The sequence below is a fragment of the Micromonospora sp. NPDC048169 genome (genome assembly GCF_040652815.1).
Classification (GTDB): Bacteria; Actinomycetota; Actinomycetes; order Mycobacteriales; family Micromonosporaceae; genus Micromonospora.
The window spans coordinates 1-13,538 of sequence record NZ_JBEZMS010000043.1 but is presented as its reverse complement, the minus strand read 5'-3'; the positions used below and the strand labels follow the sequence as shown (position 1 = coordinate 13,538).

Below are 13,538 nucleotides of genomic sequence, written 5' to 3'. Positions count from 1 at the left end.
GTGCGTTCGCTCATGCCAGGACCACGGACCGGGTCAGGTGGCGGGGCGCGTCCGGGTCGAGGCCGCGGCTGGTGGCCAGCGCGACCGCGAACCGCTGGGCCAGGATCAGGTCGGCCATCGGATCGACCGGGTTGCGCCCCGCCGACCAGCTCGTCAGCACCGTGCGCCAGCCGTGCGTGCGGCTGTGCACGAACGCGGCGCCGGTGGCGGCCACGTCCTCGGGCAGCCCGTCCGGGATCTCGCCCAACGCCCAGACCAGCCGGCCGGGCGCGGCCACCGAGATCGGGCCGTGCCGGTAGTCCATGGCCGGGTACGCCTCGGCCCAGAACGTGGCCGCCTCGCGGCACTTCAGCGCGGCCTCCTGGGCCAGCCCGACGGTCCAGCCGCGACCGAGGAAGGTGACCTGCTCGATGCCGGCCGGGTCGATCGGCAGCGGGGCGCGTACGGCGACCTCGGCGTCGGCGGCCAGGCGGCCCAGGTCCTCGCCGAGGTGGGCGCGCAGCAGCGCGAGCGCTGTGGTGGCGAAGCGGGTCTGCACCACCGCCCGCTCGTCGGCGAAGGGCAGCGCGACAGTGGCGTCGGCGAGCGCGACGGCGGCCGAGTCCGGGTCGCCGACCAGGACCGTGGTGGGGATCCGCCCGCGCAGCGCGGTGAGCAGGTCGAGGACCTCGGTGGTGGTGCCGGAGCGGGTGATCGCGATCAGCCGGTCGTAGTGGCGGCCGGCCGGGAACTCACTGGCCTGGAAGGCGTCGGTCTCGCCCTGGCCGGCGGCCTCGCGCAGCCCGGCGTACGCCATCGCCATGAACCACGACGTGCCGCAACCGACCACGGCGACCCGCTCGCCGGGGCGCGGCAGGTGCTCCGCGACGGTCGGGGCGAGTCGCGCCGCCTCCCGCCAGCAGTCGGGCTGGCTCGCGATCTCCGCGTGCACGTACGCCATGACAACTCCTCCCCAGGGGAGACCTTGCGCAATACGGCGCGATACGGCCGCCTTTCGCGCGTCATTCTGCGTGAAACCCTGTGGTCGTGGCAACCGTCTCCCAGTTCGCGCAGCGCAGGGTTTTGCGCGGACCCAGTTTCGCGCACTAGTGTGCACGCAACCGATCACCGTTCACGCACAGTCTGGGGAGGGCCCCGCGGTGGACCGCTACGCGCGCTGGAACGCGCTGCTGGAGATGCTGACCGACAGCGGCCGGGTCAGCGTCGAGGAGGCGGCCGGGCGGCTGGACGTCTCCCAGGCCACCATCCGGCGTGACTTCGACCAGCTCGCCCAGCAGCAGATGATCACACGGACCCGGGGTGGCGCGGTCGCCAACGGCGTCTCCTACGACCTGCCGCTGCGCTACAAGACCGCGAAGCACTCGGCCGAGAAGCAGCGGATCGGCGCGGCCGCCGCCGCGCTGGTGTCGCCGGGCACAGTGGTCGGCCTCAACGGCGGCACCACGAGCACCGAGGTGGCCCGGGCGCTGGCGGTCCGTCCGGATCTCAACACCAGCGCCGAGGGCGCCCAGCTCACAGTGGTGACGAACGCGCTGAACATCGCCAACGAGCTGCTGGTGCGTTCGCGGATGAAGGTGGTGGTGGCCGGCGGCGTGGTCCGGCCCAAGTCGTTCGAGCTGGTCGGCCCGCTCGGCGGGGCGCTGCTGCGCGAGGTCACGCTCGACGTCGCGCTGCTCGGCGTGGACGCGATCGACCCGCAGCTCGGCGCCGCCGCGCACCACGAGGGCGAGGCGGCCATGAACAGCCTCATGGTGGCCCGGGCCAAGCGGGTCGTGGTGATAGCCGACTCCTCGAAGCTGGGCGGGCACGCGTTCGCGCGGATCTGCTCGGTGGACCGGGTGGAGACGCTGGTGACCGACTCGGGCGCGTCCCCGGAGGTGGTGGCGGCGTTCCGCGACGCGGGCGTGCACGTCGTCTGCGCCTGACCTCCCCCGACACGCCGACACTGCATACCGGGTATTGCCATCGCGTGCATACCGCGTATGGTGTCGCTGACGCCTACTTATCGGGGGAGGTCAGCTGTGTCGGCTGTCCTGGAGATCGAAGGTCTCCGTAAGACGTACCGGAGCCGGAAGCGCGGGGTACGCCACGCGCTCGACGGCTTCGACATGCGAGTGGAGGCCGGCCAGGTGCACGGCTTCCTCGGTCCGAACGGTTCGGGCAAGACCACCACGCTGCGTACGCTGCTCGGCCTGATCAAGCCGAACGGCGGCCGGATGGCCATTCTCGGCCAGGAGCTGCCGCACGCGCTGCCTGCGGTCGCCGGCCAGGTCGGCGCCATCGTGGAGAGCCCGCAGTTCTTCCCGCACTTCACCGCGCGGGACACCCTGGGCCTGCTCGCCCAGGCCGGCGAGCTGCCCAAGCAGCGCGTCGACGAGGTGCTGGAACTGGTCGGGCTGCGCGACCGGGCCGGCGAGCGGGTCAAGACCTACTCGCTCGGCATGAAGCAGCGCCTGGCGGTCGCCTCCGCGCTGCTCAAGAACCCCAAGCTGCTGATCCTCGACGAGCCGGCCAACGGCCTCGACCCGGGCGGCATCCGGGAGATGCGCGGGCTGATGCGGGAGCTGTCCGAGGCCGGGATGACAGTGGTGCTCTCCAGCCACATCCTCGGCGAGATCCAGCTCATCTGCGACTCGGTCACCATCATCTCGCTCGGCCGCCGGGTCGCGTTCGGGCCGGTCGAGGAGGTGCTCGCGGCCCATTCCCAGGGCTCCGTGCGGGTCCGCCTGGAGGCGGTCGGCGACCTGCCGCAGGCCGCCGACGCGCTCAGCCGTGCCGGGGTCCGCGTGGCCGCCGAGCCGGACCACCTGATGCTGTCCGGCGTGGACAAGCCGGCCACCGTCAGCCGGCTCCTCGCCGAGCAGGGCCTCTACGTCAGCGAGCTCACCCCGGTCGCTGTCGACCTGGAGAGCGTCTTCCTCGAACTGACCGCCACCGCGCCGGTTCCCGGCCAGCACCGTCAGGTCGATCAGTCCGCCAAGGTCGACCAGACCGGCACCGCAGGAGGTTGGGGCGCATGAGCCTGTTCGTCACCGAGCTGCGCCGGCTCGGCAAGCGCCGGGTCACCCGGCTGATGCTCGTGCTGCTGGTGCTCGGCCTGGCCACCGTCGCGACCGCGTTCAGCTTCTCCAGCGAGAAGCTCTCGCCCGTCGTGGTGGCCGAGGCCGAGGCCAAGGCGACCAACGACTACCAGTCCGCGCTGACGGAATGGAAGCGCACCATCGCGGAGTGCGAGGCGGCCCAGGCGCGCGGCGAGAAGACCGAGGAACGGTACGGCCCGAACTGCGGCAAGGACTACCAGCCGCAGCCCGACATGTTCGAGGCGAAGTGGTACCTGCCGTACCAGTTCGACTTCCGGGCCGAGTTCCCCCTGTTCATCGCCGTGTTCGCCGCCTCCGTGGCGCTGTTCGGCTTCATCGTCGGCGCCTCCTTCGTGGGCGCCGAGTGGAACACCGGCGGGATGATGAACCTGCTGCTCTGGCGGCCGAAACGGCTCACCGTGCTGGGCACCAAGCTGGCGGCCCTGCTCACCACAGTGTTCGGCCTGACGGTGGTGCTCGGCGCCCTGTGGACGGCGGCGTTCTGGCTGATCGCCAGCCAGCGCGGCAGCACCGCGAAGATGACCTCCGGAGTGTGGCAGTCGATCGGGCTGGACGGGCTGCGGGCGCTGGGGATGACGCTGCTCGTGGCGGCGGTCGGGTTCGCGCTGGCCTCGCTCGGCCGGCACACGGCGATGGCGCTGGGCGCGGCGGTGGGCATCTTCGCGGTGAGCGAGATCGGCATCCGGATCGCGGTGGCGGTGCTCGGGGTCCAGTTCGGGGACCGGTACGTGCTGTCCACGTACGCCCAGTCGTGGTTCCTGAAGCAGGCGGAGCTGTTCGACTACGACACCTGCCAGTTCTCCCAGGGCTCCTGCGAGCCGGCGACGTACCTGGTCACCTGGCAGCAGTCGGCGGTGGTGTTCGGCGTGGCGCTGGTGGGCGCGCTCGTGGCCGCGTTCTGGACGATGCGGCGGCGGGACATCGCCTGACCTGGTCCGCGCCGCCGGCTCCGGCCGGCGGCGCGGGCCCCGCGTCCGATGCGGCAGGGGGCGGCCCTGGTTACGCTGGGGCTCCCCCGGCCGGCGCGTTCCGCGTGCCGGTCACCCGCCGTCGGAGAGGAGCGCCATGTCCGCCGACGCACCGCAGCGGGCCGCCGTCGACCGGTCCGGCCCGGCAGCGGGTACGCGCCACGCGGGCGGGACCGTTCCGCCGCCGCGCACCGCTCCTCCCGTCGAGTCCACGGCACCGCCGGAGCCGGACGCGCCGTCGGAGTCCGCGCGACCGGCCGAGCCCGGGTCGTCGCCCGTCGAGTCCGCCGCGCCGGTCGAGCCGGATGCGGCAGACGCGACCGACGCGGTCGCCACGCCGACCGGCCTCACCGAGCGGGAGCAGCGGATCCTCGCCTTCGAGGCGCAGTGGTGGAAGCACGCCGGCGCCAAGGAACAGGCCATCCGGGACACGTTCGGGCTCTCCGCGACCCGCTACTACCAGCTGCTGAACGCCCTGCTCGACCAGCCGGCCGCGCTCGCCGCCGAGCCGGTGCTGGTCGGCCGGCTGCGCCGGCTGCGGTCGTCGCGCGCCCGTAACCGGCGACGCTGACCGGGCTCACTTCTCGTATGTGCGCAGCCCGTTGCCGATGGCGAAGAACGTCGGCGCCCACTCGCCGATGAAGATGCCCCAGCGGTCCGCCCGCGCCACCCCGGCGCGCTCCATGTGCTTGGAAAGGAACCAGCTCGTGACCGAGAGGCCGGTGCTGACGAATCCGGCGAGGTAGGCGTGCTCCGCCCGGATGCCACCCTCGTGCAGCCGCTCCAACATCTCGTACCCCCTGTCACCGCCACCGACCCGTCGCGTTCGACGCTACCGAAGGTCTGGCGTCGATGACGCACAGTTACCTCGATCGGGTCGGCGGCGGATGACCGGGCGCGGTCCGGGTAGGCGGCCGGCGACGACGGACGGAGGGCGACGATGGGGGCACCAGACCGGCAGTACGCGATCGGCGGCGGACCGGCCCGCCCGGCCGGGGAGGCACCGGTGATGCGTGTGCGTTCCGCCTCCGACCCGGCGCCGGGCCGCGCGGAGAACGAGGACGTGGTCTTCCGGTTCGGCCCGCTCGTCGGCGTCCTCGACGGGGCCACGGTGCCCGAGGGCTTCGACACCGGCTGCGTACACGGTCCCGCCTGGTTCGTCCGGCACCTGGCCGCCCGGATCGGCCTGGCGATCGCGGCCCGCCCCGCCGCCACGCTGGTGAGCAGCCTCGCGGCGGCGATCCTCGCGGTCCGGGCCGACCACGGCGGCGCGTGCGACCTCGACCATCCCGGCACCCCGTCGTCCACCGTCTGCCTGCTGAGGGAAAGCGGCGACCGGGTCGACTACCTGGTGCTCTGCGACAGCCCGTTGGTGCTCGACACCGACCGCGGGATCGAGGTGGTCACCGACGACCGGCTGGCGGCCGCGGTGACGGACCTGCGCCGTACCGCCGCCGCGCTGCCCGACGGCGAGACCGATCCGGCGACCCGGTTCCGGCGCGCGACGACAGTGCAGCGGACCCGGATGAACCGCACCCACGGCTACTGGGCGGCGGCGACCGACCCGGACGCGGCGTACCACGCGCTGACCGGGACGCTTCCGCTGCGCGGGCCGGGGGCGCTGCGCCGGGCCGCGCTGCTCAGCGACGGCGTGTCCTGCGTGGTCGACCAGTTCGGCCTCCTCGACTGGGCCGGGCTGCTGGAGGTGCTCACCCGGGAGGGCCCGGAAGGGCTGATCGACCGGGTCCGCGCGGCCGAGCGGGAGCACCCGGACCGGTTGCGACGGCACAAGCGCACCGACGACGCCTCGGCCGTGCTCTGCGAGTTCGATCCCCGCCCGTGACCACGCTCACCCCGGAACGACCGGTCGGATGACAACGCAGCGTGAGGTGGGAACACCCCGGGGGTACGACCGGACGAGGCGTTCGGCCATAGCGGCAATCCCTCTCCAAAGCGGTGGACGACTCGGACAGCGGGCGGCAGACTTCGCGACGTGACGGGTGCGGTACGGCTGGAGCCGGTGGACGAACGGAACCTGGAACCGTTGCTCTCCGTAGCGGCGGCTGAGGCGGAACCGGAGGACGTCATGCCTCCGGTGGACGCCCCGGCGGGCTGGTCGCTGGCCCGCCGCGACGCGTTCCGCGAGTTCCACCGCGCCAGCCTCGGCGGACTGAACGGCCCCACCGGCACGGTCATGTACGCGATCGTCTCCGGCGGCGAGGTGGTCGGCATGGTGCGGATGACGCGCCGGGACGAGCCGGGAACCGTGGAGACCGGCATGTGGCTCGGCCGGTCGGCGCGCGGCCGGGGCCTGGGCGTCGCCGCGCTGCGCCAGTTGCTGCACGCCGCCGCCGCGGCCGGGATGCACACAGTGGTAGCGGACACCACCCCGGACAACGCGGGTGCGATCTCGGTGCTGCGTAAGTGCGGCGCGGAACTGCGCGAGGAAGACGGGAAACTCCGCGCTCGGATGTCCCTGGACTCCGCCCTGCCGATCCGCTGAATCCCCGCATCCGGTCCTTCCGCCCGGCACCGCCTCGGTGGGCGGCCCGCGCTCGTGCGGAGACGTTTCTCCGACGGGCTGACGGGTAGCCCGCGTCTCCGGGCCCGCGACTTCCCGGGGAGCGCGAAGGAGAGCGGATGAGAAGCGGAGCACGGGTGGCGTTCGCCGTCGGGTTCGGCTACCTGCTGGGTCGCCGGAAGAAGATGCGTACCGCGTTGACGCTCGCCGCGGCGGTCGCCGCCGGGCGGGCCAGCCGGCACCCCGGGGGCCTGAAGCAGCTCGGCGCGGACCTGATGGCCGCGAGCCCGCAGTTGCGCAGCCTCGGTGGGCTGGGCCCGCCGCTGGTGGCCGCCGGGCGGGCGGCCGCGACCGCCGCCGCCGGCAACGGCATCGACGCCATCGGCGGACGGCTGCGCGGGGGCGCCGACGCGTTGCGCCGCAGGACCGGCACCGCCCGCCCGGCCGCCGAGCGCTCCGCGCCGGGGAAGGAGCGTTCCGCGCCCGATGAGGAGCCGGAGCTGGACGACCAGCCGGACGAGCCGGTGCCGGCCCCTGCCGAACGGGGGCGGTGAGCCGTGGCGACGAGCAGCCTGGCCGACCGGGCCCGCGACCAGATCGGCGGCGAGCTGCGCAACCTCGCCACCGCACTCGGTGAACGGGCCGTGCAGGTGGTCACCGACCGGGTCACCGACGCCACCGGGCGGCTGAGCGAGTACGCGAAGCGCGACGGCGATCCGGGCCTGGTGGCCGCCGCCACCGGCGCGCACCGGCTCGCCGAGGGCGCCTCCCCGGTCAAGGCGATGGTCCAGGCCGGCCTGGCCGGCGGTAGGGAGAAGCTGATGGCGGCGTTCGGCGTGCGCAGGGGAGGCCGGGAGGGCGGCCGTACGCCAGGGGTCACGAACATCGTCGAGGCGATCGAGGTCGGCGTGCCGGTCCGGGTCGCGTACGACCAGTGGACGACGTTCGGCGACTTCCCGAGCTTCATGCGGAAGGTCGAGCGGGCCGACTGCGACGCCGACGAGAAGATGACCTGGACGGCGCGGATGCTCTGGTCGCGCCGGAGCTGGCAGTCCACGATCGTCCGGCAGGTCCCGGACCGGCTCGTCCACTGGCGGTCCACAGGCGAGAAGGGCTCCGTCGACGGCACCGTCAGCTTCCACGAGGTCGCCCCGGAACTGACCCGGATCCTGGTCGTGCTGGAGTACCACCCGCGCGGCCTCGTCGAGCACACCGCCAACCTGTGGCGGGCCCAGGGCCGCCGGGTCCGGCTGGAGCTGAGGCACTTCGTCCGGCACGTGATGACCCGGACCGTGCTCGACCCGGACGCGGTCGAGGGCTGGCGCGGCGAGATCGAGGACTCCCGGGTGGTCAGGGACCACGCGACCGCGCTCCGGGAGGAGCGGGGTGACGCCGGGCCTGCGGACGACGAGTACGCCGCCTACGACGAGGGCAACGACTTCGGCGACGACGAGTACGCCGGCCAGCCGGTCCGGTCGGCGGCGGAGCGTTCCCGCGACCGGCAGGCGCGCGGGCGCGGGGAACCCGGGCGCCGCCGCCGTGTCCCGGAGCCGCCCCGCCGCCCGGCCGCGCGCCGCCGCGGCGAGAGCTGACCGGCCGCGCGCCCTCGCGCTGGGAGCTGACCGGCCGCCCGGGGAGCCGGCCGGTCGCTACCGGCCGGTGGCGTACGACTCCAGGTGTGCGAGCTGCACCGGGTCCAGGGAGGGCCGGACGCGGGCCCGGGCCGCCTCGACGTGCGCGGCGGTCACGGTGCTCGCGTTCAACGACTCCCGCATGGCGGCGAGCGCCGCCTCCCGGATCAGCGCGGCGCAGTCGGCGGCGGAGAAGCCGTCCAGCTCGGCGCCGAGCGCGTCGAGGTCCACGTCCGGCGCGAGCGGGACGTCCCGGGCGGACGCGCGGAGGATCTCCGTACGGGCCGGACCGTCCGGCGGGGGCACGTAGACCAGCCGTTCCAGCCGGCCCGGACGCAGCAACGCCGGGTCGACCAGCTCAGGGCGGTTGGTCGCACCGACCACCACCACGTTGCGCAGCGCCTCCACCCCGTCCAGTTCGGTCAGCAGCGCCGCCACCACCCGGTCGGTCGTACCGCCGTCGGTGGCCTGCCCGCGTACCGGGGCCAGCGCGTCCACCTCGTCCAGGAACACCAGCGTGGGCGCGGCCTGGCGAGCGCGGCGGAACAGCTCCCGGACCGCCCGCTCGCTCTCACCCACCCACTTCGAGAGCAGCTCCGCGCCCTTGACCGACAGCACGTTCGCCCGTCCGGAGCCGGCCAGCGCGGTCACCAGGTAGGTCTTGCCGCAGCCGGGCGGACCGTAGAGCAGCACCCCGCGTGGCGGCGTCACGCCCAGCCGGGCGAACGTGTCCGGATAGGTGAGCGGCCACAGCACCGACTCGGTGAGCGTCTGCTTGACCTCGTGTAGCCCGCCCACGTCGTCGAGCGTCACCGACGCCAGCTCCAGCGTGGACGCGGACATCGTGGTCGGCCGGACCACCTCCAGCGCGGCGGTGAAGTCGGCCATCGCCACGCTCGGGGTCTCCGCCGTCTTCTGGCGCAGCGCCGCGCGTACCCCGGCCTCGCGCACCAGCGCCGCCAGGTCCGCCGCGACGAACCCGGGGGTACGGCCGGCCACCTCGTCCAGCCGGACGTCACCGGCGAGCGGCACCTCGCGGGTCAGCACCGTCAACTGCTCGCGGCGCAGCGCCGCGTCGGGCAGCGGCACGGTGATCCGCAGCGCGAGCAGGTCCGGGCCGCGCAGCGCCGGGTCCACCGCCTCGGGGCGTCCGGTCGTGCACACCACAGCCACGCCGGCCCGCAGCGTCTCGGCCACCACCTGCCGGAACACGGTGGCCAGCGGACCCGGCTCGTCGGCCGGGGCGATCGCCTCCACATCGGTGACAAGCAGCACGGCGGTGCCACCGGCGCGTACCGCCGAGGCCGCCTCGCGCAGCCGGCCGGCCGCCGCGTCGTCGGTGAGCGCGGCCAGCTCCGGCGCCCAGAGCGGCCGGACGCCCGCGCCGACCCTGGCGGCGACGGCGCGCACCAGCGCGGACTTGCCGGACCCGGCCGGGCCCTCCACCAGCACACCGAGCGAGACGGTGGTGCCGAGCCGGCCCAGCACCTCGCGGTGGTGGAAGCCCAGGTCCAGCAGTTCGGTCAGCTCCTCGGCCTGGGCGCGCAGGCCGGGCAGCTCGTCCACGTCGGGCGCGTCCTCCGGGCCGAGCAGGTCCCTGTCGGGTTCCGTCCCGGGCGGCGTGGCGGGGGCGGAGACGCGTGCGGTGGAGGCCGAGGACGCCGGGCCGGAGCCGCGGGTGGCGGGGCCGTGTTCCCAGCCCACTACCGTGTCCATGGTGACGAGCGCGCCGACCGCCGGTTCGGCCGACACGACGGTGAGCAGCGTGCTGGTCCAGGCGTACCCGACGGAACTGGCGAGACTGCGCCGCGCGGCCTCGATCAGGCCGCGCACGGCGGCGTCCGGGAGCACGTCCTGCGGCAGCAGCGAGACGTCGTCCCCGGCGGTGACCACCTTGCCCAGCAGCGCGAGCCGCAGCATCTCCGGCGGGACCGCGGCGACCACGGCGGGCGGGCCGGACAGGGTGAGCCGGCGTGCCGGGGTCGCCGGTAGCGGGCTCACCGTGACCTGACCGCCGGCTCGCAGGCCGAGGTTGCCCAGCAGCAGGTCGTCGGCGTGCAACAGGGCGCCGCTGGTGCTCGCCTCGGCGGCGGCCGCGATCCCGGCGGTGACCCGGCGGCCGGTCAGGCGTACCGGGTCGCCGGGCCGCAGCGCCAGCGCGGTGAGCACCTCGGGGTGCAGGCGCACCACGCCGCGGCGGGCGTCCAGCGCGGCCGGCCGCAGCGTCGCGGTCAGGGTCAGGTCGGGTTCGGCCACCCGCCGACAGTAGCCGCCCGGATCATCAGGTGCCCGGTCACCGCGGGCCCGGGTCGTCCAGCAGCGAGGGGTCGCGCCGGATCATCTCGGCCAGCCGGGCCGCCGGGTCGGACTCCAGCGGGTCGTGGCCGGGTGCCGGCACCGTCTTCACCGACATGGGCCATGCCGGTGGCGGCGCGGGCGGCGCCGCCGGGCCCACCGTCACCGCGGTGCCGGACCAGGAGACCCGCAGCGGGTACGCCTGCTCGCCCAGCTCCACGCGGAGCGTCACGGCCAGTCCGGGGTGCTCGGCCACCACCCGGCGGACCGCCTCGGCGACCTCCTCGACCGGGTCACGCCGTACCGGAGCGTCGCCGCCGCGCAGCCGGTACGCGCCGTGCCCCGCCCGCCCGTCGCCCGGCTCGTCCGCCGGCTCCGCCATCTCCGCCGGCACGTCCCGCTCGGGCGTACCGGCGGGCTGCCCGGCCATCGGCCCCCGGCGGCGCAGCGCCTCCTCGCGCCGGGCCATCCGGGCCAGTGTCTCGTCCAGATCACCTCTCATGGCGTCCACCCCTTCGCCAGACAACGGATCGAAACGACTGCCGGTTCTCAGCCTGCCCGGGATCGGGTCGCCCGGTCCAGCGCGCGGTCCAGGACGACGAGCAGGGCGTCCCGTACCGAGAGGCGGTCCCGGGCGTCGAACTGCACGAGCGGCACGTGCTCACCGATCGCCAGCGCCCAGCGGATCGACGGCAGGTCCAGGGCCAGCCGGCCGTCGAAGGCGTTGACGCCCACCGCGAACGGCAGCCCGGACCGCTCGAAGAAGTCGATCGCGGGGTAGCAGTCGTCGAGCCGGGCGCTGTCCACCACCACGAGCGCGCCGAGCGCGCCCCGGGCCAGGTCGTCCCACATGAAGCCGAAGCGCGCCTGGCCGGGCGTACCGAAGAGGTAGAGCTTCAGGCTGCGGTCGATCGTCACGCAGCCGAAGTCCATGGCCACGGTGGTGGTGGTCTTCCCGGCGACCCCGCCCGGGTCGTCGATGCCGATGCCGGCGGTGGTCATCTCCGCCTCGGTGGTCAGCGGCGCGATCTCGGAGATCGCGCCGACTGTGGTGGTCTTGCCGACCCCGAAGCCGCCGGCGATGAGGATCTTCACCGGGATCGGCGGCCGGGGCGCCGGCACCCGGCTGACGATCGGGGCCGGTTCGGCCGGCGGCACACCCGGCGGCAGGTACGGCAGCGGCGGGGTGGGCGGGGGTGGTGTGGCCCGGCCGATCAGCGGCGCCGGGCCGCCGTAGCGGCTCGGCGCGCTGTTGGCGGCCGGCCCGCCCGTGGCGGCTGCCGGCCATTCAGGAGATCGCACGAAGTCCATCAATCACTCGCAGGATGATGTCGGGATCGAGGGCGTCGTCGACGTCCGCGACGTGCACGTCGAGATGGCCGGCGGCGCGCAGGTCGCCGACCAGCACCCGGGTCACCCCGAAGTGCATCCGGGTCCGGGCGGAGATCTCGGCCACCGAGACGGGCTCGGCGCAGATCGCGACGATCGCCGCGAGTTCCGGGGCCAACCGGGCGGTCACCGCCCACGAGGTGCTGCCCGGGTGAGCGGTGACCTGGGTCTCCAGGCCGATCGCCGGGTCGCCGTCCACCCGTCCGGAGGTCAGCACGAAGGGGCGTGGGCCGGTCGGCTCCCCGTCGACCGCGTCCGGCTCCGGTGCCGGAGCGGACGCGTTCAGGAAAGGGCGGATCCGGATGCCGGGTTCCGGCTCCGGGTCCGCGCCGGCGGCCCCCGGGATCATTGCTGTACGGCGTTCTTCAGCTCGGCGATCAGGCGGGGACTCAGCGCGCCGCCGGCCCGGCCGGCGAACAGCGTCATCTCGTACGCCACGGTGCCCAGGTTGGCCGTGCGGTCGGCGACGACGCCGAGGACCGAGCCGCTGCTGATCGCGCTGATGAGCAGGTACCCCTCGGCCATGTCGACGATCACCCGGTTGAGCGCGCCGAGCGCGTACCAGCTGGCGGCACCCCCGGCGAGGCTGGTCATGCCGGAGACGACGGCGGCGAGCCGTTCCGCGTTGGACCGGTCCTTGATCGCGGACATGGCCATCAGCAGCCCGTCCGAGGAGACCGCGATCGCCTCCATCACCCCGGCGGTGCTGGAGGTGAACGAGTCGAGCAGCCAGTTGAAGGTGCGTGCCTCGGGACTGAGGTCGCCGGTGGCGGTGCTCTGTTCGACGTTCTCGTGGAGGAAGGGGCTGGTCACCGTGATGGGTCCTCTTCGTAGCGGCGGTCGGTACTGACTTCGCGCAGAGCACGGGCGACGCCCGCCTCGAACTCGCTGATCCGGTTGCGGACCTCGACGGGATCGCCGGGGTCGGAGCTGGTGGGGGGCACGGACTGCGTCGGAGCGACGGACAGGTTCGCGCCGGGCACCCGCCGGCTGAGCCGGGGACGTTCCGCCACCGGAGGTGTGCCGCCGACGTCGCCCTGGGCCCGCCGTACCCCGTCCTCGAACTCCTCGACCAGGGCCCGGACGCTCGACGGATCCGCCGGCACGCCGATCAGCGGACCGCCGGTGGCCGGACCGGCCGGCGCGGCCGGCGGGGCGGCCGGCAGGTTCGCGCCGGGTACCCGCTGCCGGATCGGCGACCGGGTGCCGGGCCGGCCGGCGGGCGGGCCGACCGGGTTCGGCCCGGTCGGCGCCGGCATGGCCGGCGGTGACCCGGCCGGTGCCGGCGGGCGGGCACCACCCGGCGGCGGCGCGGGTGCCGGCCGGTGCTGCGGTGCGAGCCCGGGACGGTGCTGCGGTGCGAGCGCCGGGGCCGCGGCCGGGCCCGCCGCCGGCGTTTGCGCCGGACGGTGCGGCGGCACAAGCGCCGGGCCGGTGGGCGGCGGCACCAGGGCCGGGCCGGTGGGCGGCGGTGCGAGCGTCGGCCCGGCGGACGGCGCCAGGGCCGGGCGGGCGGGCTGCGGGGTCCGGGTCGGGCCGGGCGCCGGCCCCGCGGCCCGGGGCGCGGCCCGGGGCGGGGCCGCGCCCCGGGGCGGGGGGGGGCCCGGGCCCCCCCCCCCCGCCCGGGCCGCCC

Annotated in this window: 16 protein-coding genes; 8 read left to right on the top strand and 8 right to left on the bottom strand. The window is 74.9% G+C overall.

Features of this window, described 5'->3' with window-relative positions; translation table 11 throughout:
- Positions 1-10: 10 nt before the first annotated feature.
- Positions 11-940, bottom strand: coding sequence for a sugar isomerase (locus tag AB0D28_RS26015; RefSeq protein WP_357389894.1), 930 nt, complete (start codon positions 938-940; stop codon positions 11-13).
- A 199-nt stretch (positions 941-1,139) separates the two neighbouring features.
- Between AB0D28_RS26015 and AB0D28_RS26010 the strand changes: the two genes are divergently transcribed.
- From AB0D28_RS26010 to AB0D28_RS25995, 4 genes are all read left to right on the top strand, one after another.
- Complete coding sequence (locus AB0D28_RS26010; RefSeq protein WP_357389893.1) at positions 1,140-1,925, top strand: DeoR/GlpR family DNA-binding transcription regulator; 786 nt, start codon at positions 1,140-1,142, stop codon at positions 1,923-1,925.
- Between the two features lie 96 nt (positions 1,926-2,021).
- Positions 2,022-3,020 (top strand): ATP-binding cassette domain-containing protein, encoded by a 999-nt coding sequence (locus AB0D28_RS26005; protein ID WP_357389891.1) that lies wholly within the window; start codon positions 2,022-2,024, stop codon positions 3,018-3,020.
- Positions 3,017-4,030: an ABC transporter permease subunit gene (locus AB0D28_RS26000; RefSeq protein WP_357389889.1), complete on the top strand. Its 1,014-nt coding sequence runs from the start codon at positions 3,017-3,019 to the stop codon at positions 4,028-4,030. Before AB0D28_RS26005 ends, AB0D28_RS26000 begins: the two co-directional genes overlap by 4 nt.
- 136 nt (positions 4,031-4,166) lie before the next feature.
- Positions 4,167-4,640: a DUF3263 domain-containing protein gene (locus AB0D28_RS25995; RefSeq protein WP_357389887.1), complete on the top strand. Its 474-nt coding sequence runs from the start codon at positions 4,167-4,169 to the stop codon at positions 4,638-4,640.
- A gap of 6 nt (positions 4,641-4,646) precedes the next feature.
- Here the strand turns inward: AB0D28_RS25995 and AB0D28_RS25990 are convergent, their stop codons facing one another.
- A complete protein-coding gene (locus tag AB0D28_RS25990) occupies positions 4,647-4,859 on the bottom strand; it encodes a hypothetical protein (protein WP_357389885.1) in 213 nt (70 codons plus the stop codon).
- 150 nt (positions 4,860-5,009) lie between these two features.
- On the opposite strand from AB0D28_RS25990, the gene AB0D28_RS25985 reads away from it, so the two are divergent.
- From AB0D28_RS25985 to AB0D28_RS25970, 4 genes are all read left to right on the top strand, one after another.
- Positions 5,010-5,912 (top strand): hypothetical protein, encoded by a 903-nt coding sequence (locus tag AB0D28_RS25985; RefSeq protein WP_357389883.1) that lies wholly within the window; start codon positions 5,010-5,012, stop codon positions 5,910-5,912.
- A 150-nt stretch (positions 5,913-6,062) separates the two neighbouring features.
- Positions 6,063-6,572: a GNAT family N-acetyltransferase gene (locus tag AB0D28_RS25980; RefSeq protein WP_357389881.1), complete on the top strand. Its 510-nt coding sequence runs from the start codon at positions 6,063-6,065 to the stop codon at positions 6,570-6,572.
- A gap of 137 nt (positions 6,573-6,709) precedes the next feature.
- On the top strand, positions 6,710-7,144 hold the full coding sequence (locus AB0D28_RS25975) for a hypothetical protein (protein WP_357389879.1): 435 nt from the start codon (positions 6,710-6,712) through the stop codon (positions 7,142-7,144).
- 3 nt (positions 7,145-7,147) lie between these two features.
- Positions 7,148-8,182: an SRPBCC family protein gene (locus AB0D28_RS25970; protein ID WP_357389877.1), complete on the top strand. Its 1,035-nt coding sequence runs from the start codon at positions 7,148-7,150 to the stop codon at positions 8,180-8,182.
- A 57-nt stretch (positions 8,183-8,239) separates the two neighbouring features.
- Here the strand turns inward: AB0D28_RS25970 and AB0D28_RS25965 are convergent, their stop codons facing one another.
- From AB0D28_RS25965 to AB0D28_RS25940, 6 genes are read right to left on the bottom strand one after another with little or no spacing between them, the layout of a single operon-like run.
- The gene (locus tag AB0D28_RS25965) at positions 8,240-10,477 is read right to left on the bottom strand and encodes an AAA family ATPase (protein WP_357389875.1); all 2,238 of its coding nucleotides are present in this window, start codon (positions 10,475-10,477) and stop codon (positions 8,240-8,242) included.
- Between the two features lie 37 nt (positions 10,478-10,514).
- Positions 10,515-11,018, bottom strand: coding sequence for a hypothetical protein (locus AB0D28_RS25960; RefSeq protein ID WP_357389873.1), 504 nt, complete (start codon positions 11,016-11,018; stop codon positions 10,515-10,517).
- Between the two features lie 47 nt (positions 11,019-11,065).
- Entirely contained in the window at positions 11,066-11,827 is a 762-nt protein-coding gene (locus AB0D28_RS25955) for an ATP/GTP-binding protein (RefSeq protein ID WP_013288868.1), read from the bottom strand.
- Complete coding sequence (locus AB0D28_RS25950) at positions 11,805-12,254, bottom strand: DUF742 domain-containing protein (protein WP_357389871.1); 450 nt, start codon at positions 12,252-12,254, stop codon at positions 11,805-11,807. Before AB0D28_RS25950 ends, AB0D28_RS25955 begins: the two co-directional genes overlap by 23 nt.
- The gene (locus AB0D28_RS25945; RefSeq protein ID WP_357389869.1) at positions 12,251-12,718 is read right to left on the bottom strand and encodes a roadblock/LC7 domain-containing protein; all 468 of its coding nucleotides are present in this window, start codon (positions 12,716-12,718) and stop codon (positions 12,251-12,253) included. The genes AB0D28_RS25950 and AB0D28_RS25945 overlap by 4 nt, the downstream gene beginning before the upstream one ends.
- The gene (locus tag AB0D28_RS25940; protein WP_357389867.1) at positions 12,715-13,164 is read right to left on the bottom strand and encodes a hypothetical protein; all 450 of its coding nucleotides are present in this window, start codon (positions 13,162-13,164) and stop codon (positions 12,715-12,717) included. Before AB0D28_RS25940 ends, AB0D28_RS25945 begins: the two co-directional genes overlap by 4 nt.
- Positions 13,165-13,538: the final 374 nt, after the last annotated feature.